This is a genomic window from uncultured Pseudomonas sp. (assembly GCF_913777995.1).
In the GTDB taxonomy this organism is placed as follows: domain Bacteria; phylum Pseudomonadota; class Gammaproteobacteria; order Pseudomonadales; family Pseudomonadaceae; genus Aquipseudomonas.
Genome location: NZ_CAJYVE010000031.1, coordinates 71,122 through 90,400 on the forward strand (window position 1 = coordinate 71,122; position 19,279 = coordinate 90,400).

Here is a 19,279-nt window from a genome sequence, read left to right on the forward strand (position 1 = left end):
TGTATCAGTAGGCATTGGCCGCGTTGGCCGAGCTGGGTGAGGGGGTGTCCACCAGTGACTGCAAATGGCGGAACAGGCTGGGTATATCGAGAATCAGCGCCACCTGGCCGGAGCCGAGAATGGTCGAGCCGCTGATCCCGCGCAGGTGCTGGAACATCTTGCCCAGGGGCTTGATCACGGTCTGCAGTTCGCCATGCAACTGGTCGACGATCAGGCCCGCCTGCTGGCGACCCTGACTGACCACCACGATATTGCGCCGCCGCGCCGGCTTGCTGTCCAGGCCGAAGTGACTGTCGAGGGTGATGCACGGCAGGGGCGCACCCCGGAGGTTGAGGTAGCCATAGCCGTTGTCGAGGGGCAGCTCGGTGGCCTCCATGCACTCGGTGACCATGTCCAGCGGAATGACGAAGCTGTCATCGCCGACACTGACCAGAAAACCGTCGATGATCGCCAGGGTCAGCGGCAGGCGGATGCGGAAGGTGCACCCCTGGCCAGCGACCGAGTCGATCTCGATGGTGCCGCGCAGTTGATCGATGGCGCTGCGCACCACGTCCATACCCACACCACGCCCGGACAGGTTGGACACCTGCTCGGCGGTGGAGAACCCGGCTTCGAAGATCAGCGCGTGGATGTCGCGGTCGCTCAGTTGCGCGTCGGCTTCGACCATGCCCTTGGCGATGGCCTTTTCCAGGATGCGCGCGGTGTTCAGGCCACGGCCGTCGTCGCTGATTTCCAGCACGATCATGCCGGAGTCGTGATAGGCATTGAGGCTGAGGCTGCCTTCTTCCGGCTTGCCGGACTCCAGGCGTGCGGCGGCCGACTCGATACCGTGATCGATGGCATTGCGCACCAGGTGGGTGAGGGGATCGGCGATCTTGTCGATCACCGATTTGTCGAGTTCGGTTTCCCCGCCACGGATGGTCAGCTGGATCTTCTTGCCCAGCTCCTGGCTGACGTCACGGACCACGCGGTGGAAACGGTTGAAGGTCTCGCCGACCTCTACCATGCGCAGCTTCAGGGCGCTTTCGCGGATCTGTTCGACGTGCTGGAACACCGCCTGGGTGCTCTCGATGCAACGCGTGTCGCCAGACAGACGCGCCTGCATCTGCGCGCCAGCGGTGCTGATCACCAGTTCGCCGACCAGGTTGATCAGTTCGTCGAGCTTGCTGGCCGAGACCTTGACCAGGGTGTTTTCAATGCTGCGTTTTTCTCGTCCAGCGCTGGCGGCCCCGCGTTCGGCAGGGGCCGCCGGTGCGGGCGACGCCTTGGCCTGAACCGCAATCGGCGGCATGGGCTGGACCTGCTGGCTGGCCACGGTCGCCGCCGGCGGCAGAACATCCGCCGAGGCCAGCACCGGCAGGCCGGCGATACGCTCGATGCGCAGGGTGCAGAAGTCCTGGATGAACTCGAAGACATCGGCGATTTCCTGCTCGCCGGCCGAGCTGTGCAGCTCGATCTCCAGGGCCAGGTAGCACTGGTGCGGGTCCAGTGCGTGCAGGGCGGGCAGGCGATCGGTTCGGGTCTGTATGCGGGTCAGCGTGCCGAGCTTGCTCAGATAGCGCACGAAGGCTGCGGGGTCGAAACCGTTCTCGAAGAGTTCAGGGGCGAATTCGATATTGATGCGCCAATCGTTTGCGTCTTCGACCGTGGCTTCGATAACCGCCGGCGCGGACGCCTCCACGGGCGCGGCAACGTGCCCCTGGGCCTGCCCGAGGGCGGCAATCAGCGGCGCGTGGCGAGATTCATCGACATTCAACTGGCCGCTTTCATCGACGCTTTCGAGCAGGGTGCTCAGTTCGTCCATGCAGGTCAGCATCAGTGAGGTCATTTGCGAGGTCAGGGTCAGCTGGCCATCGCGCACCAGCATCAGCAGGCTTTCCAGATGGTGGGTCAGGTTGACCAGTGCGGTCAGGGAAAAGATGCCCGCTGAACCCTTGAGCGTATGCACCGCGCGGAACAACTGGTTGACGGCGTCTTCGTCATCGGGAGAGGTCTCCAGCCGCAACAGGCTGTCCTCGGCGTCCTTGAGCAGATCCCGGCCTTCATCCAGAAAGCCTTGCAGCAACTGATTCCATTGATCGCCACTGAGCATCGGTCAATCCTCGCCAGGGGGCATGGGGTGGAGCATATCCAGAGCCAGCAGCCCGGCCATTTCCATCACGCTGGGCGAAGCCGCCACCACCTCGGTGGGCCGACCCTGCTCGGTGAGGTACTGGTGCAGGGCCAGCAACAGCTGCGCCCCCGCGCTGTCCAGCTCCCCGATGCCAGAAAGATCCAGCTGCCAGGCCGGGGCATCGGCAGCCAGCAGCTCCTTGAGCTGCTCATGGGCCTGCTGGACTTCGTAGATGGTCAGGTCGCCGGCCGCCTGCAGCAGGGCCGGAGCTTCAGGGGACGGCTGGCTGAGGGTAAACATGGGCTCAGCCCATCAGCTTTTCGACTGCCGCAAGCAGCTGCTGGGGCTGGAAGGGCTTGACGATCCAGGCCTTGGCGCCAGCCGCCTGGCCTTCGGCCTTTTTCGACTGCTCGCTCTCGGTGGTCAGCATCATGATGGGCGTGAAACGGTATTCCGGGCGGGCCTTGACGGCCTTGACCAGACCGATGCCATCCAGGTTGGGCATGTTGACGTCGCTGATGATCAGGTTGATCTTCTGCCCGGTCAGCTTGCTGAGCGCGTCACGGCCATCGCTGGCCTCGATGACCTGGTGGCCGGCGCTGGTCAGGCTCATCTTCACCAGTTGGCGCATCGAAGCGGAGTCGTCGACGATCATTACGGTCTTGGCCATGTTTCAGGTCCTCGCTAAGGAAAGGCTGTAGTCAATAATTCTGGTAAACCAGGCTTCACTCATTGACGCCGCTCAGAAGAAGGTGACTTCGCTGGCGTTGGTCTGGGTTCGCCCGTGGCGCTCTTCCTCGGTGGTGAAACGCTGGTGCAAGCGTTCGAGCCAGGCGCGCGGATCGTGCAGGCTGTCGTCCTGATTGCGCAGGGCATCGAGCAAATGCTGCTGGTCGATCTGTACGTGGTCGAGCATCTGGTCGGCACGGTCCTGAAACTGCAGGCTGACCATGATGGCCTGGATGTCCTGCTGAGTATCGCGGGCATCGCGCTGCAGGTCATTGGAGGCACTGGACAGCTCGTTGAGGTTTTCCTCCAGGCGGCCCATGACGGTAGTGACCGAGGCGTCGAGGAACTCCAGGTTGCTGCGCTCGTTTTCGCCCAGCTCGGCGGCGGCGGTGATGGTGGACTGGATGGCGTGGTTGATTTCTTCGACCTTGGAGTCCATGCCCTGGCCGGTTTCCGCCGACAGGGAAGACAGCTTGCGCACTTCATCCGCCACCACCGAAAAGCCCCGGCCATGCTCACCGGCACGGGCGGCTTCGATGGCCGCGTTGAGGGCCAGGAGGTTGGTCTGGCTGGCGATTTCCTGCACTCGCTTGGCCATCTGCTGCAACTGGTCGGCATAGTTGCCGAGCTGGCTGATGGTGCCGATGAGTGTCTGCTGGCGCTGGCTGCTGGTCTCGAATGCCCGGGTGACTTCCGCCAGGCGCTGGTTGGCATCACGCAGGCTGGCCCCGACCCCGCCATTAGCGAGAATGTTCTCGGAATTGCCAAGACTGCTTTCGAGGCGGCTGGCGATATTGCTGAAGCGTTCGAACAGATCGCTGATGTTGCTCTGCAGCAGATCGCGGCTTTGCGCGATGCTGTCACTCCAGCTGGGGACCACGGTGTGCAGCAGGGCAGGGATATCCGCTTGCGAGGTCGCTGCAACGCGTTCGACGGGGTCGATGGCCGGGGGCGGTGCTGCCGGTTTGCGTAGATGCAGTGCCAAGGTGGCGGCGGCGATGACCGCGAGGCCGATGATCACGACGGTGGTTTGTGCGACTACCAGTCCTGTAGCACCAATGGCGATGCCGACCCAAAGAGCAAGATTAATCAACATCCTCGCATCCATTCGAAAACTGGAAAGTTCGAGGATCATATCGGTGGCAAATTGACGCCAATATCGGGGTAACCCTTAAGCCGGACCAACGGTTTTACAAAATTTTTCGCCGAATTTTTTCTTGGATCCAGTGCATGATGCATCAAGAAAAGATTGGCGATTCAGTAAGTTCCTGGCGTAGAGCGCGGATGCAAAACGTGTGTTTCATACACACGCATAGGAAATTTCCTTAAGGGTTGTAGGCAAGGTTGAGCGCTTTCATCGTGTTTTTATGACGAAAATATGAAGGCCTTCGTCGCAGGGGTGATTGGCAGACGGCTGCAGCAATGCTATGCGGCATCTAGGGGAGCAGCCTGGTGCGTCCACTAATTCGATAGGGTGCTGACTATAAGGGTTCTAAGTATTTTTGTTCATGAAAATATTTAATGAGAGTGATTAATATTATTTTTCTGCTGAATCGTTTTTTCGATCTTAATCTGATACCCCTATAAAGAAAAGGGTTATTCCCGACAGCGCAGCCGCGAGCGGAGTGACTGACGCAGGGGGCCAACCCGTCCCCCGGCAGGTCGATGCGGGTGGGATGATTTCCACGCCTTACCACTCCCAGCGTTCTTCGCTGTACTGGACATGGGGCGGCAGCACAGCCTTGAGAAACGCCACGTAGCGCTGCAGATGCGCGTCATCGGGCAGGTGAGCTTTGAAGCCGATGGTGGGGTCGTCGATCAGAAGCACGACGAGTCGATACTTGCGATCGATGATCATCCGCTGGAATTTTTTCCAAGGCGGGCTGACGACGAGTTCTGGTTCGGGTCGTTTCCAGCACATCAATTGTGGCGCGCCGTTCAAGAGCAAGTACGCGGTGCCTATCACAAAGACCGACAGAGATTTCAGAACGACGGCAATGACGGCAGCGCCGACAAAGAGGCTGATGATCGACCGTTTTAAACGGGCCTCTGCATTTTCAGGGTAGTCAAGGTAATGGGTATATTGCAGGTGGGTGGCGTGGACGACATAGTGGAAGACGGATTTTTGAAGGCAATGTTTCAAAATCCAAAGTAAAAACAACGTCAGGCCTGTCGCCATTATGGATACGAACATGTGGCTGTCTTCCGAGCCTGTCCATGCGGTCCATGCTACGACGGCCCAAGCTAATAAAATAGCTCCGACAAAGAGCTTTATTGTGAATGAAATCGATTTGCGTGGCGCGTTAATGGCTTTGATTGTCCACTTGAGTGGGGCGGGTCGCGAGTTTTTCATGAGTTTGGACTGTGTGAGGCCGTCTCGCTGGCCCATGAAGTGTTCCACGCTGAGTGCTCCGTTATGCTTGTCTGGGGTGAATAGAGGTGCTGTTTGTTAAAGTGCAAGTTTGAATGTTAAGGCGAGACGAGCATGCATCGTCCCTATTACCATTCCCACGTTTCTTCTCGGTACCGCACAGGGGGGCAAGACTGTTTGCAAGAAGGCCAGATAACGCTCCACATGTTGGTTGTCGAGCAGGCGTGCTTCAAAGCCGATGGTGGGTTCGTCGATCAATAGCACGACGATTCGGTACTTACGGTCGACAATCACGAAATTGAAATCTTTCCAAGGTGAGCTCTTGACCAACTCTGGATCTGGGCGCTTCCAGTGCATGAGCCTCACCGCTCCACTGAGCAGCACGTAGATGACGCCCACTAGAAAGACTTGCAGGGATTTCATATAGAGCGCAAAGAGCGCATAAGCGATAAACAGTCCTATAACGGTGTACCTTACGGTGCTTTCCGTATGTTTGTGGTAATCGAGAGCGACGCTGTACTGCCCGTGCGTGGAGTACAAGGTGTAATGGAAGATAGATTTTTGAAATGCCTCCTTCATGGCCAGCAAAGCTAAAAAGGTGCAGAAGCTAGCGAGAAACTTTGCTAGAAATTTATCCTCATCGGTGCCGTACCCTATGAACCAGCTCGCGGCTAGCCACATCAGTACGATCAGCGTGATGAAGAAGATTTTCGTATTTTTCGCGCCTTTTCTACTGCCATCCACGGCTTTTATTGTCCATTCATCCATAGGCCGAATTTCGAGGTTCTCGGTATCCGCTAAAAGTTCTGTGTTTTCGCTTGCGATTATCGCTTTTAGTGACATCAAGGGCGCTCCAGTCTCTAAGGTATGACCAGGATTGGTTGTGCGCTGTCACGATTTTCATAAATGATAAACCAGTTGATTATGTCAGCCCCTCATTACTGTTCTTCGCAAAAAGCCCGAGGTTGAATTGAGGGCGATAATCTAAGTCCAAGTTTTTAGGGAGCGCCAGAGTGGGCGGATACCAATTTGTAACTCAGTCGTCTCAGGTCGTTGCCAGCGCATCAATTGCGGAGCACTCCCAGTCAATGCATGAGGAATTTGAGACGGCGTAATCTAAGGGGATGATGTGGTTGCACGTTTAGATATACATCTGAAAGTCGTCAGGCTGGTGAGATTTTTATGTGCAAGTTTTATTTTTTATCAATGTGCCGAATGTTGGGCCGTAATACCGATTTCAGGTAGGCTATATGGCGATCGAGGTGCGTTTCTTCAATAAAATATAACTTAAAGTCATGTGCGATTTTTTCGGTGCTTAGCACGATAAAGTTGTGTTTTCGATCAATGAGCATGGTGTCGAATTGAGTCCATGGGGCGCTCGTTATAATTTGCGGCTTTGCATTCTTCCAGCTCATGAGGTTGAACAGGCTACTGGCTTGCAGGTAGGCTGCTCCAAGAAAAATGGCGATGAGTGACTCCATATATAACGCGATGATGATATAAAGCGAGAAAAGTCCGATTGCAAAGTATTGGAGCAGGATTTCTGTATTGTTGTATTGGTAACGGTTATAGCGGTATTGACCGTGTGTGGAGTGCAGGGTGTAGTGAAAGACCGATTTCTGCATAACGAACTTAAAAAGAAAAAGCAAAATAGTGGTCAGAATCACCGCAGTGGCTTCAACAGCAAATTTGTCAACCTCTAAATTTACCTGCCACGTCCAGCTAGCCACCCCCCACACGACCGCGATCAAGCCGGCAAAGGTTAGCTTTATGCCTATGATCTTCGTTGGGGAGGCGTCATAAGCTTTTACCGTCCATTCGGGGGAGTACTCGCTATGGTTGATTTCTTTGGCTTGATTGTTCTCGAGGTTTATGCTTGAAAGTAAGGTGTGCAGGGACATGGCGAGCGTTGTTCCGCGCTGAAGAAAAGGAAGGGTACTTAGTTACAGGTCCGCTGCTGGCTGTTATTGCCGCCAGCACCTTTCGATGTAAGCAACATGCTGTGGTAAATGACGTTTGAGAAATACAAGGCATCGTTCGAGGTGCTCATGATCATGTAAGTACATTTCGAAGCCAGCGGTCGTGTCGTCGACGACTAGAGCGATAATGCGATTTTTTTTGTCAATAATCGCCGAGTTGATCGCACCCCAAGGCGGACTATTTACTAGTTCCGGATCCGGAGCTTTCCAGTACAGCAGATGGAGAGCACCGTTAAAAATCAGATACAGGTTTCCTAGCAGCAGGACCTCCATGGAGTCCAGTTGCACGGCCAGTATAATCACGAAAATGAAGCATCCCATGATGAAATACCGAAGGATGAGTCTAGAGTCTCGGTGGAAGTAAGGGCAGAAGCTGTACTTGGCGAAGTGGTCGAAAAGTGTGTAATGATATACATTTTTTTGAGGGGTAAAATTTAAAAAGTAAATAAACAGCACGGTCGCGGAGATGGCCGGATAAGACACCAGGTAAAGGGCGTCGTCTGGACCGACCCAAATGAAGAAGCCGGCCGCAAGCCATATCGTAAATATCGTGAGGGTGAAAAAGGCTCTAACGCGTATGACGCCTTTTCTATCGCTATCGAACGTGATTATTTTCCATTCGTTCAACACCTGAGTGCTGGCGAATGTCTCTTCTTGGGCGGACATGGCGCTTTGCTGCGAGAGAAGGAGGTGGGATGGCATGCAAGGACAGATTCTTGTAAAGGGGTTTTTCGATATGGAGGTAATGAATAGCTTTACGGAATGATCCAGATTTTTTCCGTGCCCTCTCTATCTTTTTTGTAGGTGATTAGCTTATCTGGACTGGTTAACCCGTCACTATGAATGGAGCCGGATGTTTTTAATTTGATGTGAAAACGATAGGCTCTGTCTTTTTTATTAAATTGAAACAGGTTTTCTGGGTACCATATTTGCATTTCCATGTACTCGGCGTGTTTGTCCAGCGGTACCCAGACTTCCCAGATGACGCTCTGTTTGTACTCTAACTTTGGCCAAACGGCTGAGCGATGTGTGCTCGGTCTCTCATTTTCAACGTGACCCCAGTCGGCGTCACTTTTGAATTCGCCGTTGTGGAAGAAAGCGCTGTTCAGATTTTCTTCTATCTTTTTCTGTGGTGCAGCTGCTAAAAATTGCCGAGTGCTGCAAATTTCAATGTTGACGTACTGTCCACGCAGTTCGCCAGGGATAAGAACTTGTATCCATGCTCCATTCTGTACGGTAGGCGTGTCTTCCATGGTGTCGCCGGCTGCGTAAGGGTCGTAGTAAGTGCTCTTACTAAAAATCAAGGGGCTGAGCTCAATTTCGCGGAAATCTTCTTTTTCCTGAAGGCGACCTTCTGGTGTTTTCGAGTATCTGAGTGGCTGATGGATAGACCAGCTGCATTTGGCGAGCCATGTACCTAGCGCGTCCCGTTTAAGTTTATTCAGTGCAAGAGATGTGGCTAAGTAGCCAAGCCCTAGGACCACTGCGACTATGAAAAAGATCACGTTTCCGACAATACGGGAAGTATATTTTCCGACTACGGTTGGCGCGCTGGTGATCTGCAGGAAACCGGCGACCCCCATGCCCATGACAAACGCCGACTTTATCCGAAGCAGGTTCCGTTCTTCAGAGTCTTTGGCTTTACTCAAATCGCTTTGTATCTCCATTAGCTCCAGCAATGCGGCAGTGAGCAAGAAAAGCCCAGTTGCAAAAATCCTGGCCCTAAAAGCCGAAACCGTCTTGCTCAACTGCGCATGACCCTGTGCTTTCCAGAAGTGTGCAGAGCGCTCTAGGAGCGAAAGATTGTTATTGCCTACCCGGATAGCCGGAGCCTCCTTAATGATGCTCCAAGGCGCATCGACGAACAGCGACATGAAGAGGTTTGCGGTATACCCCAGGTTATATCCGATCTTGATCAGCTCTGGACTGCTTACCTTGCCGTCGTGAGTAGCGGCTTTTGTCACCAACGCGGTATTGATGAGGTTGATGAAAATCACGCCCACACTGAATCCCGAACTCAGGCTGAGTCCACGGCTTTGCATCCACTGCTTCTTGTGTGCGTTCCAGTCGGCTGCTGTGGTCTTACCCTGAGCGATGAAGTCGCTCATCATCGTCGTGACTGCGGTGGTGTACCGGCCGTTATGGTAGTCGAGCAGAGCCGGGATCTTAGTATCGTGGGCTTGAGCCTTCCGCATCAAGCTTTCCAGTTCGTGGGTCAGGCCTTTACGGTTACTGGGTTCGGTGATGAACCAGCGGCGCTGCAGGCTTTGTAGCTGCTGATGCAGGTTTGCCCGTTCCTGCTTCCACTCGTGCAATTTGCCGGCGATATCCCGGTCGATCTTCAGGCTGTTCGGCGAATTGATCAGCACCTGCCCCATCAGCAGGTTGCGCAGCAGTGCTGGTAGGTTCTGATGCTCGCCAGCGGCCAGTCTGGCGTCGATCGGGGTGAAGACCATAAGTAGTTTTTCGGTGAGAGCGGCCATGGCGTCGGTGCCGCTGCGCGTCAGGGTCTGCAGAGCGGCGAATGTATCGCGGGCCGGTTGCTTTAGAGTGTTCATCAATGGCGAATTCGCGAACTCGGTGTGGTTAAGTACGCTGTTCAGCTCCCCGGCACGGCTGGCGATATTGGCGATATCCGAGAACCCGTCAATCAGCTTGCCGGATTCCTGCTGCAGCGCCTCCTTCAGCTCCGGTGAGAAGCCGTAGCGCAGCGTGCCGAACAGGGTCGTGGCGTTCTGCTCCTGCTTCAACATCCACAGAATGGGGTCTTCGCCCTGCACGAAGATTTCCGCCAGGTGCAGCATGAGTTCCTTGAGGTAGAACAGCGTGCGTGGGTTGCTGGTATCGATGAACAGCTTGAGCGGGTCCAGGCTGATATGGTTGGACCAGCGCTTGAAGTCGGCCTGGGTCTGCTTCACGCGATCAAGCAGTGTTTTCTTCGTGGCGTATTGTTGCTGGAGATATCGACGCGCGCCGGGCAGGTCGACTTCACGCCGCCATTTGTCGCGCTCTTTCCATTCCAGGAAGTCGCTGTCTGTGGGTTGGCTCCTGTAGTTTTCGCGCAAGGCATAAAACAGGCGCGAACTTTCATATAGACCTTCCGTCCCATCTTCCGATGGGGGATGGGGAACAATATCGCCGCGGTCCATTTTCCACTGCACCAGATACGCCTCCGCCTCCAGCAGATACGCCTGCGTCCTGCCCGGATCTCCCCGTACCGCTTCCGGCAGCTTTTCCTTGGGCTCGCTAGGCAAGCCACACAGTTGGGAGACGATGTTGGCGATCTGAATGCGATGTTCATGCTCTTCCTGCCAGACGTGATAAGCCGCCTGATCCGCAGCGAGTTGCAGGCCAAGGTCCTGGAGGACGGCCAGTGGATCGTCCAGGGCAATGAGCAGGGCGCTGTCTTTGTCGGGCACGCTGCCCAGCCAGTGCACGTCGGCGCCCACCGCGACCCAGTTAGGCTTCTGGCCCTTCGTCGGCGCTTCTGGTGGTGCCTGGGTGGGCACGCTGGTGTCGGCGAAACGTGCGTCTTCGGTGACTTGGCCCGCGTCGATGTCGGCGACTGCCAGTGCCAGTTCGCTCAGCGGCAAGGTATCCGGTTCGTTCATGCTCAGGCTGTAGGCGGCCAGGTCCAGGCGTTTCATCCATTGGGCGCGGCTGCCTTCATGCGAGCGCAGGTGTTCGCAAATGCGCCAGGTCCATTGCATGGGTGCGTAGGCGATATGCAGCACATGCTTGCGCGGGTAGAGCAGGTAGGGCTTGGCGTCGCTGTTCTGGTCGGCTTTGGGCTTGCGCTGGTCCTGGCCGATATGGGCGTCGCTCCAGATGATGCGCGTGAGGCAGGCATCCTTGGCGCGATAGCGGTATTCATGCAGGGTTTTCGCGGTTTCGTCGAAAACATAGAGGTAGCCGTCCTGCAACTGGCGCAGTGTGTAAGGGCGAGTTTGCAGTTGCGGCAGCACGGTCCATCGGCCTTGTGCCGGCAGTGGCTTGAGCGCATCGGGGTTGCTGTCGTGGCGCGATCTGTCCAGGGCGTAGCGCACCGGCACGATGGCAATGTCCGGCCCCTTGAATGGGCAGGTACTGGTGCCGCTGGCCGGTGTCTTGTCGAAGCAACTGGCCAGGCGCTGGCGGCGGTTTCCGGTTTTGTCAGTCATGGTCAGGCTCACAGGCTTGAGGGGCTGGCTGCATGCGGTACTGGTCGAAGGCGTCCAGGCGCAGCTCGGGTGGCAGTTCGGCGCACTGGGGCTGCAGTTGCAGCCAGGTCTGGTAAGGGCCGTCAGCCACGTCGATGAAGTCTGTGCCCAGTTCATGGCGATACCAGGCCCAGGTGGCCAGGGCGAACTCGCTGGTCAGCCCCCAGTCGCGGCCGCTACAGAGCGCATCGGCCAGCCAGGCATCGATGGCTGCGCTGGGCAGGGCGGTGAAGGCTGCAGGGTCTTCATGGTGTATGGCCTGGTAGAGGCGGCGCTGGAACAGGAAGTCATGGGCTTGCTCCAGTGCATCCAGTTGCGCCTGGCCCTGAAGGGCGAAGCCGGGGTCCCAGGTGGTCACCGGGGCCAGCACGGCGAACTGCACGGTTTCCTCCGCGCTGGCGTGAGGTGGTTGCCAGGGTTGCCGGGGCCTTTCTACCCACAGGCTGTCTATAGGACCCAGCACTCGATCCCTGTGTGACTGATCGAAGCTGCCCAGCCAGTGGTACAGCACCAGTGGGTCGGCAAACCGCAGCAGGCTGGCATTGCCCAGGTAGTCTGGCGGGCAGAGGAAGCGTCGTAGGTGCCGGGCGAGGTCGACCATCGAGGCGCGGGACTGCAGCAGACAGGCACAGCGTCGCCAGTCTGCATCGCTGCGCCAGGCTTGGCTCAGGCGCTCGCTGGCCTTGACCAGGATGGGCCCCTTGTCTTTGAGTTGGCTCCAGCGGGTGCCCATGTACAGCGGTTCGATATCGAGATTTTCCTGGCGAGCGTATAACTGCCGCAGCGCGTCTGGCTTGAGCAGGCCGTCGACCAGCAGGAACAGCGCACCGCTCATGCCGTGTCCCCTTGGGCAGCGCGCTCACAGACCTCGCAACGACCGGTACGCTTGAACGCGACGTTCTGTGCCGGCACCAGCAACTGGCCGGCCTGGCCTTGTTCTGCGGCTTGCGCGTGGCCCGGCAGGCGCGGCTGAGCCGGGGTCCCGGTGGCTGGGCTGGCGCCACAGTTGATCCGCACGTCCGGGCCGCTGAGGCTGATGCCGCCGGGGTCGAGGGTGATGCAACTGCCGCCGGCCATCAAGGTGATCTGCTGGCCGGCATCGAGAATCAGCTTGCTGCCGGCCTTGAGATGGATCTCCTGGCCGGCCTCTATCAGTTGCGCGCTACCGATGCGAATGTGCTGGGTCTGCGCCACGCTGAGGTGGTCGCTGGCCTGCACGTCGGTAAGGCGATCACCTAGCGTGGTGCGGTGTTCCTCGCCTTGGAAATGGCTGTAGCTGTTGGCTTCGATGCGCTCGTGGCGTTCATGGCCGACATGGATTTTCTGGTCGTGGCCGATCTCTTCGTCCCAGTCGCGTTGCGCATGGATGTAGATCTGTTCCTGGCCCTGGCGGTCTTCGATGCGCAGTTCGTTGAATCCGCCTCCGCCGGGGCTGCTCATGCTCTTGAACAGGCTGCGGGTGCGATGTTCCGGCAGGGCGTAGGGCAGCGGGTGGTCGCCGTGGTAGAGGCAGCCGCTGACCAGCGGCTGGTCCGGGTCGCCCTCCATGAAGGTGACCAGCACTTCCATGCCGACCCGTGGCAGGCTGACCGCGCCGTAGCGGTTGCCGGCCCAACTGCTGGCTACACGGATCCAGCAGCTGGAGTGTTCGTCGCTCTGCGCCTCGCGGTCCCAGTGGAAGCGCACCTTGATTCGCCCATGGGCATCGCAGTGGATCTCCTGCCCGGCCGGGCCGGTGACGATGGCGGTCTGGCTGCCGAGCACGCGCGGCTTGGGGTGTCGCAACGGCGGCCGGTAGAAGGTGTTGGCGGGGATGGCCAGGAAGCGGTTGCGATAGCCCTGGCGCAGCCCCTCGCCACTTGCGCGCGATGTGCCTGCGGACTCTTCCAGCACCTGTGGCTGGCGCCCCTCATGATGGACTTCAGTCAGTAGCCACAAGGTGTTCCAGGTGTCCCGGGGATGATCGGTCAAGGGCAACAGGTGGCCGCTGCGCAGTTGTGGCTGGCCGCTGTGACCGTCGGCCTGGTACTGGTCGTGAAGGTGCCGCTGCAGCGCACGGTTGGCCAGGACCTGGCCGCGTTCACGATGGGTGAAGCGGCCCGGGTAATCGTAGTCTTCGAGCAACACCAGGCTTTCACTGCCGGCTTCGCTGTGCAGCGGCACCCGGGGAATCTCGAAGTGCCAGTCGCGTCGCGCCGTATGGTTGCTGCGGGTCGCCAGACGCAGGTTGAAACGCGTCACCGCCGGGCCGTCGCCCGCCATGCCGGTGTCCGGGTGGTAGCTCTGCGCTGGCAGGCTGGGGAAGAAGGTCTGGTCGTCGCCGAATACCAGTACATGGCCCTGCCGATCGTGCTCGAAGTGATAGTGCAGGCCTTCTTCTTCGCACAGGCGCTGGATGAAGTGCAGGTCGGACTCGTCGTACTGCACGCAGTATTCGCGTGGCGGGCAGGGGGTATAGAGATGGAAGCGCCAGGCATTAGCGAGGATGCCGTGCTCCTTGAGCAGTCGGCCGATGATTTCGGGGGCACTGAGGTTCTGGAAGATCCGCTGGTTGATGCGGTAGGCCAGATTGGCCAGGCGCGGCTGCAGACTGACCTGATAATGGCTCAGCCGCTGACCGCGCTCGCCCTGCAGGATACGCGCGACCTGGCCGTGGACGCCGTGGCCGGCGGCGTCCAGTTGCAGCCAGGCCGGCTGATGGAGCAGGGTGGACAGGTCAAGGTCATGGCGTTCGCTGACCAGTTGCAGGTCGAAGCGAAACGGCTGGTTGAGCGCCTCGAAGCCATCGAAGGCCAGAACCTGAAAGTCGTGCTGGCCTGCAAGGTTCAGGGTGAAGGCCGCACGGTCGGCAGCGGGCATGCCGGATCTCCTTGGTCAGCAGCGGTTTCTGGTCGCGCCCGGGCGGGAAGGCCAGGCTGTGGATGCAACCTTTACCAAGATCCGTGCCATGCCTCTTATTTACTTTTATATCAATGGCTTATGGCTTTTTAGGGGGGCGAGCGGGGAGACTTCAGGCGGTTTTCGCGCAATCTCCTGCCTGCTGGTGTGCAAGCCATTGCGCGCGCTGCCAACGCCATGCATGACAGGCCTTTACGGCTCATGGAGGCGCATCAGCTCGACACCGGCGCGCAGAATGCTGCGCATCTGAAGGTTGGAGGGGGGCAGGGTAGGCTCGACGGGCGTATCATGGGCGTTCTTCATTCCCGTGCCCGGAGCCCTGCATGAGCGACGCCAAAGCCGAAATCGTCATCACCTACTGCACCCAGTGCCAATGGCTGTTGCGTGCTGCCTGGTTGGCCCAGGAGCTGCTCAGCACTTTCGGCGACGACCTGGGGCGGGTGTGCCTGGAGCCGGGCAGTGGCGGGGTGTTCCGCATAACCTGCGACACGGTGCAGATCTGGGAGCGCAAGGCCGATGGCGGCTTCCCGGAGGCCAAGGAACTCAAGCAGCGGGTCCGTGACCAGATCGATCCTGAGCGCGACCTTGGCCACAACGATCGCGTGGCCCGCTGACGATTTCAGGGTGCCGGCTGGCGACGTGGCTTGAGTCCGGCCAGCAGGATCGCTGCGACGATCAGCGCCGCGCCGGCCAGCATGCGCGGGCTGGGCGTTTCGGCGAACAGCAGCCAGGCGAAGGCGATGCCGTAGACCGGCTCCAGAGTGAACACCATCGCCGCGACTCGCGCCTTGACCACCGCCAGGCTGGCGATGAACAGGCCATGGGCAAGCCCGGTGCAGAACACCCCGAGCAGGCCCAGCCACAGCCAGTCGATTGGGTTCAGTTGGGTCAACTGTGGGGCGGCCAGTGGCGCCAGGCACAAGGTGACGATGAGGTTCTGACACAACGCGGCCTGGGCGGCGGGCAGCTGCCCGGCACTGACGCGGTTGGCCAGCGACAGCAGGGCGAAGGTCAAGCCGGAAAACACACCCCACAGCAGCCCGCCGGTGGCCTCGCTGCGCAGATCGAAGTGTGGCGTAACCAGCACCAGGCCGGCGCTGACCAGAGCCAGCAGGAGCATTTCCCGGGCGCCGACCCGCTCACGGAACAGCAGCGCTTCGAGCGCCACGGTGAAGGCGGGAAAGGTAGCGAAGCCCAGGGTTGCCACCGCGACCCCGGCCGTTTTCACCGCCAGGAAGAACGCCACCCAATGCACGCACAGCAGCACGCCTGCAAGGACCTGGCGTAGCCCGTGTGTGAGTGACAGGGCCTGCCAGCGCCGTTTACCGGCCCAGCGTATGAACAACGTCAGAGCCAGTGCCGCGAAACCGGCGCGGGCGAACACGATAACCGTCGGGGTGGTGGCCGCCAGCTTGCCGAGTACACCGGCAAAACCCACTAGCAGGGCCCCGCCATGCAGGGCACCCAGTGCAGTACGTGGAGTCATGAGCGTCCTTGCAATAGAAAACAGGAAGGCAGGCGCAGTCTACACAGGCCGCTGCCTGGGTGGTTGTCACTGTACTGCCATGCAGGCGTCACATTCAGGTCACCGCTGCCGGGCAAGCTGGGCAAAACCCAGCGGAGGTCCTCCCATGAGCAGCGCCGAGTTCGCCAAACCCAGCCGCAAGCAACGCGTGCGCACCCTGTGGATCTCTGACGTGCATTTGGGCACCCGCGACTGCCAGGCCGAGCACTTGTCCAGTTTCCTCAAGGGCTATCAGGCCGATCGTATCTATTTGGTGGGCGACATCATCGATGGATGGAAGATGCGCGGCGGCATGTACTGGCCGCAGGCGCATACCAACGTGATCCGCCGCCTGCTGACCATGAGCAAGCGTGGCACCGAAGTGATCTACATCACCGGCAACCATGACGAATTCCTGCGCCGCTATTCCAAGTTGATCCTCGGCAACATCCAGCTGCTGGACGAGGCCGAGCACGTCACCGCCGATGGCCGCCGCCTGCTGGTGATTCATGGCGACCAGTTCGACGTTATTACCCGCTATCATCGCTGGCTGGCGTTCCTGGGCGACTCGGCCTACGAATTCACCCTGACCCTCAACCGCTGGCTCAATCACTGGCGCGCCCGCTACGGCTATGGCTACTGGTCGCTGTCGGCCTACCTCAAGCACAAGGTCAAGACGGCGGTGAACTTCATCAGCGACTTCGAGCAGGCCATTGCCCACGAGTGCGTGCGCCGCGGCCTGGATGGTGTGGTGTGCGGGCACATCCACCATGCCGAGATCCGTGACGTAGGCGGGGTGGAATACCTCAACTGCGGTGACTGGGTGGAGTCCTGCACCGCGTTGATCGAACACCTGGACGGCACCATCGAGTTGTACCGGCTGGCCGACGCCCAGCAGTTGGAAAAGCAGCGCGAGAGCGAAACCGTGCCGGCCGCCTGACTGCGCTGCCTAGAAGGGCACACGCCCCAGCAGCATGTCGCGGAACATCATGAAGTCGCCCAGCAGGCTGTAGAAGGGATGCTGGAAGGTCGCCGGGCGATTCTTTTCAAAGATGAAGTGGCCGATCCAGGCGAAGCCATAACCGGCCAGCGGGACCAGCCACAGCAGCCACCAGCGGCCACTGCCGATGCCGAATGCCAACAGGAAGATCACCAGGCTGGTGCCCACGAAGTGCAGGCGTCGGCAGGTGCTGTTGAGGTGCTCCTGCAAATAGAAGGGATAGAACTGGGCAAAGCTTGAGAATTGCCTGACCTGTTCCATGGGCTGCGTCCTCTATTGGGTCCAGTGCCGTGAGTCTAGCCCCATGCGCACCAGCTCGTCATCAATGGCGCCAGAAGGCCGGGACGCAAAGCACCAGGATGGTGATGATCTCCAGGCGGCCGAGCAGCATGCCAGCCGAGAGAATCCACTTGGCGGCATCGGGCAGGCTGGCGAAGTTGCCCGCCGGACCAATGACCTCACCCAGCCCCGGGCCGACGCCGGACACGGTACTGGCCGCGCCGGTCAGCGCAGTCATCCAGTCCAGGCCCAGCAGCGACAGCAGCAGGGCGATCACGCAAATGGTGATGGTGAAGAAGAACGAGAAGGTCAGGATCGATCGCACGATCTCGTCGTCCAGGCGATGGCCGTTGTACTTCTGCTTGATCACCGCCCGCGGGTGGATGAGCTGGTTGAGGCTGGCCTTGAGCAGGATGTAGGCGACCTGGAAGCGAAAGATCTTCACCCCGCCGGCGGTCGAGCCCGAGCAGCCGCCAATGAAGCCCAGGTAGAAGAACAGCATCAGCGAGAAATTGCCCCACAGGCTGTAGTCGCCCAGGGCGAAGCCCGTGGTGGTGATCACCGAGGTCACGTTCAGCGCGACGTGGCGCAAGGCGTCCAGCCAGGGCAGGTCGGTGGTCAGGCCGTACCACAGGGTCATCAGCGCCCAGGTGACCAGCAGCAGGCCGATCAGCCCCTGCACCTGCTCATCGCGAATCAGTGCCTTACGGTGGCCACGCAGGGTGGCCACGTACAGGGTGAAGGGCAGGCTGCCAAGGATCATCACCACGATGGCCACCCAGTGCACCGCCGGTTGTGGCCACTTGGCCAGCGACAGGTCTGAGGTGGAAAAACCGCCGGTGGAGATCGCCGACATCGCATGGTTGATGGCGTCGAACAGGCTCATGCCCGCCCACCAGAAGCCCAGGGTGCCCAGCACGGTGAAGCCGACGTAGGCGAGGATGATGTACTTGGCCACCATGTGCGAGCGCGGCATGACTTTTTCCGAGCGGTCCGAGGACTCGGTCTGGAACAGGCGCATGCCGCCGATACGCAGCAGCGGCAGGATCGCCACCGCCATGCCGATGAAGCCGATACCGCCCAGCCAGTGCAGCATGGAACGCCAGATCAGGATGCCCGGCGACATGTCGTCCAGATGATTGAGCACTGTCGAGCCGGTGGCGGTGATCCCCGACATGCTCTCGAAGAACGAGTCGGTGTAGCTGATGTGCTGGGTCAACAGAAAGGGCAGGGCCGCGAAGACGCACACCACGATCCAGCTCGACACGGTGAGCATGTACATGTCCCGAGGGCGCAGGTGTACGTGTTCGGGGCGGCCGGGAATCACCAGCGCCAGGCCGGCGATGAAAGTGATGGCACTGGCCCAGAGGAACGAGCGCAGGTCGTCGAGACGGTCGTAGATCACCAGGGTGAGCATGGGCACAACCATGGCGACCGCCAGGGTGATCAGGAAGATGCCGATGATGAAACCGATGATGCGAAGGGTCGGCAACGCCATGAAACTGCTCTGACTGCTGGAAAAGAGGCGCCATTCTACCCGCGTCGCCTGCCAAGTAAACCGCCTGCCCGTCGCGTGCCTGGCACTCGATTGCCCGGCGCACAGCCCCTACAATGCCCGACCATCGTTCAAGGAGATTCACCCCATGCAGGCACTCGATGTATTGCTCAATCGCGTTTCGGTTCCGCGGCTGGTCGAACCGGCCCCGGACGCCGCGCAGCGGGAAATCCTCTTTGGCGCGGCGCTGCGCGCCCCTGACCACGGCCTGCTCAAGCCCTATCGTTTCCTCTGCGTCGAGGGCGCGGCTCGCGAACGCATGGGCGATCTGCTGGCCGAGGCCTTGCTGCTGCAAGGCGGCAGCCCGACCGAACAGCAGCTCGACAAGGCGCGCCTGGGGCCGCTGCGCGCGCCGCTGGTGGTGGTGGTCATCGCGCGCTTGCAGGATCACCCCAAGGTGCCGCGCTCCGAACAGCGGCTCACCGCTGGCTGCGCTGCCCACGGCATTCTGCTGGCCGCCTACGCCCTCGGCCTGGGCGGTGTGTGGCGCACCGGCGAACTGTCGTTTTCGCCCCATGTGGCCAAAGGCCTGGGGCTGTCGGACGACGAAGAGGTGCTGGGCTTCCTCTACCTGGGCACCCCGCAGAACCCGCCGCGTGTCGCCGCCAAGGAAGACACCGCTACCTTCGTCAGTGCCTGGCAGGGCTGAGGC

At 59.4% G+C, this 19,279-nt stretch carries 17 protein-coding genes; 3 read left to right on the forward strand and 14 right to left on the reverse strand.

From position 1 onward, the window contains the following. Positions 1-4: 4 nt before the first annotated feature. The 11 genes from QZ497_RS13700 to tssI form a co-directional block, all read right to left on the reverse strand. The gene (locus QZ497_RS13700; protein ID WP_295475790.1) at positions 5-2,092 is read right to left on the reverse strand and encodes a chemotaxis protein CheA; all 2,088 of its coding nucleotides are present in this window, start codon (positions 2,090-2,092) and stop codon (positions 5-7) included. Between the two features lie 3 nt (positions 2,093-2,095). Next, entirely contained in the window at positions 2,096-2,413 is a 318-nt protein-coding gene (locus tag QZ497_RS13705; protein WP_295475794.1) for an STAS domain-containing protein, read from the reverse strand. A 4-nt stretch (positions 2,414-2,417) separates the two neighbouring features. Beyond that, entirely contained in the window at positions 2,418-2,783 is a 366-nt protein-coding gene (locus QZ497_RS13710) for a response regulator (protein WP_295475796.1), read from the reverse strand. A gap of 72 nt (positions 2,784-2,855) precedes the next feature. Beyond that, positions 2,856-3,938 carry a methyl-accepting chemotaxis protein gene (locus QZ497_RS13715; protein WP_295475799.1) on the reverse strand — a complete coding sequence of 361 codons (1,083 nt, stop codon included), beginning with the start codon at positions 3,936-3,938 and terminating at the stop codon, positions 2,856-2,858. Positions 3,939-4,532: 594 nt separating this feature from the next. Continuing rightward, a complete protein-coding gene (locus QZ497_RS13720) occupies positions 4,533-5,243 on the reverse strand; it encodes a hypothetical protein (RefSeq protein WP_295475802.1) in 711 nt (236 codons plus the stop codon). A 48-nt stretch (positions 5,244-5,291) separates the two neighbouring features. Then, complete coding sequence (locus tag QZ497_RS13725) at positions 5,292-6,056, reverse strand: hypothetical protein (RefSeq protein WP_295475805.1); 765 nt, start codon at positions 6,054-6,056, stop codon at positions 5,292-5,294. Between the two features lie 350 nt (positions 6,057-6,406). Then, the gene (locus QZ497_RS13730; protein WP_295475808.1) at positions 6,407-7,114 is read right to left on the reverse strand and encodes a hypothetical protein; all 708 of its coding nucleotides are present in this window, start codon (positions 7,112-7,114) and stop codon (positions 6,407-6,409) included. A 63-nt stretch (positions 7,115-7,177) separates the two neighbouring features. Then, complete coding sequence (locus QZ497_RS13735) at positions 7,178-7,858, reverse strand: hypothetical protein (protein WP_295475811.1); 681 nt, start codon at positions 7,856-7,858, stop codon at positions 7,178-7,180. Positions 7,859-7,947: 89 nt separating this feature from the next. After that, entirely contained in the window at positions 7,948-11,352 is a 3,405-nt protein-coding gene (locus QZ497_RS13740; RefSeq protein WP_295475813.1) for a T6SS effector BTH_I2691 family protein, read from the reverse strand. Beyond that, positions 11,345-12,226, reverse strand: coding sequence for a DUF4123 domain-containing protein (locus tag QZ497_RS13745; RefSeq protein WP_295475816.1), 882 nt, complete (start codon positions 12,224-12,226; stop codon positions 11,345-11,347). Before QZ497_RS13745 ends, QZ497_RS13740 begins: the two co-directional genes overlap by 8 nt. Next, positions 12,223-14,250 carry a type VI secretion system tip protein TssI/VgrG gene (gene tssI, locus QZ497_RS13750; protein WP_295475819.1) on the reverse strand — a complete coding sequence of 676 codons (2,028 nt, stop codon included), beginning with the start codon at positions 14,248-14,250 and terminating at the stop codon, positions 12,223-12,225. The genes QZ497_RS13745 and tssI overlap by 4 nt, the downstream gene beginning before the upstream one ends. Before the next feature lie 362 nt (positions 14,251-14,612). Here tssI and QZ497_RS13755 point away from each other — a divergent pair, with 362 nt between their 5' ends. Then, positions 14,613-14,903 (forward strand): SelT/SelW/SelH family protein, encoded by a 291-nt coding sequence (locus QZ497_RS13755; protein WP_295475822.1) that lies wholly within the window; start codon positions 14,613-14,615, stop codon positions 14,901-14,903. 5 nt (positions 14,904-14,908) lie between these two features. On the opposite strand, the gene QZ497_RS13760 is transcribed toward QZ497_RS13755, so the two are convergent. Next, positions 14,909-15,775, reverse strand: coding sequence for a DMT family transporter (locus tag QZ497_RS13760; protein WP_295475825.1), 867 nt, complete (start codon positions 15,773-15,775; stop codon positions 14,909-14,911). 145 nt (positions 15,776-15,920) lie between these two features. Between QZ497_RS13760 and QZ497_RS13765 the strand changes: the two genes are divergently transcribed. Next, a complete protein-coding gene (locus QZ497_RS13765; RefSeq protein ID WP_295475828.1) occupies positions 15,921-16,733 on the forward strand; it encodes a UDP-2,3-diacylglucosamine diphosphatase in 813 nt (270 codons plus the stop codon). 9 nt (positions 16,734-16,742) lie between these two features. On the opposite strand, the gene QZ497_RS13770 is transcribed toward QZ497_RS13765, so the two are convergent. Further along, positions 16,743-17,054, reverse strand: coding sequence for a DUF962 domain-containing protein (locus tag QZ497_RS13770; RefSeq protein ID WP_295475831.1), 312 nt, complete (start codon positions 17,052-17,054; stop codon positions 16,743-16,745). 61 nt (positions 17,055-17,115) lie between these two features. Continuing rightward, entirely contained in the window at positions 17,116-18,570 is a 1,455-nt protein-coding gene (locus QZ497_RS13775; protein ID WP_295475834.1) for a TrkH family potassium uptake protein, read from the reverse strand. 145 nt (positions 18,571-18,715) lie between these two features. On the opposite strand from QZ497_RS13775, the gene QZ497_RS13780 reads away from it, so the two are divergent. Beyond that, positions 18,716-19,276 (forward strand): nitroreductase family protein, encoded by a 561-nt coding sequence (locus QZ497_RS13780; protein WP_295475837.1) that lies wholly within the window; start codon positions 18,716-18,718, stop codon positions 19,274-19,276. The last annotated feature ends 3 nt before the right edge of the window (positions 19,277-19,279 follow it).

Bases quoted from the DNA above. Each gene is read 5' to 3' on its own strand.
- QZ497_RS13700 (WP_295475790.1), bottom strand. From the start codon at position 2,092: ATGCTCAGTGGCGATCAATGGAATCAGTTGCTGCAAGGCTTTCTGGAT.
- QZ497_RS13705 (WP_295475794.1), bottom strand. From the start codon at position 2,413: ATGTTTACCCTCAGCCAGCCGTCCCCTGAAGCTCCGGCCCTGCTGCAG.
- QZ497_RS13710 (WP_295475796.1), bottom strand. From the start codon at position 2,783: ATGGCCAAGACCGTAATGATCGTCGACGACTCCGCTTCGATGCGCCAA.
- QZ497_RS13715 (WP_295475799.1), bottom strand. From the start codon at position 3,938: ATGTTGATTAATCTTGCTCTTTGGGTCGGCATCGCCATTGGTGCTACA.
- QZ497_RS13725 (WP_295475805.1), bottom strand. From the start codon at position 6,056: ATGTCACTAAAAGCGATAATCGCAAGCGAAAACACAGAACTTTTAGCG.
- QZ497_RS13730 (WP_295475808.1), bottom strand. From the start codon at position 7,114: ATGTCCCTGCACACCTTACTTTCAAGCATAAACCTCGAGAACAATCAA.
- QZ497_RS13735 (WP_295475811.1), bottom strand. From the start codon at position 7,858: ATGTCCGCCCAAGAAGAGACATTCGCCAGCACTCAGGTGTTGAACGAA.
- QZ497_RS13740 (WP_295475813.1), bottom strand. From the start codon at position 11,352: ATGACTGACAAAACCGGAAACCGCCGCCAGCGCCTGGCCAGTTGCTTC.
- QZ497_RS13745 (WP_295475816.1), bottom strand. From the start codon at position 12,226: ATGAGCGGTGCGCTGTTCCTGCTGGTCGACGGCCTGCTCAAGCCAGAC.
- tssI (WP_295475819.1), bottom strand. From the start codon at position 14,250: ATGCCCGCTGCCGACCGTGCGGCCTTCACCCTGAACCTTGCAGGCCAG.
- QZ497_RS13755 (WP_295475822.1), top strand. From the start codon at position 14,613: ATGAGCGACGCCAAAGCCGAAATCGTCATCACCTACTGCACCCAGTGC.
- QZ497_RS13760 (WP_295475825.1), bottom strand. From the start codon at position 15,775: ATGACTCCACGTACTGCACTGGGTGCCCTGCATGGCGGGGCCCTGCTA.
- QZ497_RS13765 (WP_295475828.1), top strand. From the start codon at position 15,921: ATGAGCAGCGCCGAGTTCGCCAAACCCAGCCGCAAGCAACGCGTGCGC.
- QZ497_RS13770 (WP_295475831.1), bottom strand. From the start codon at position 17,054: ATGGAACAGGTCAGGCAATTCTCAAGCTTTGCCCAGTTCTATCCCTTC.
- QZ497_RS13775 (WP_295475834.1), bottom strand. From the start codon at position 18,570: ATGGCGTTGCCGACCCTTCGCATCATCGGTTTCATCATCGGCATCTTC.
- QZ497_RS13780 (WP_295475837.1), top strand. From the start codon at position 18,716: ATGCAGGCACTCGATGTATTGCTCAATCGCGTTTCGGTTCCGCGGCTG.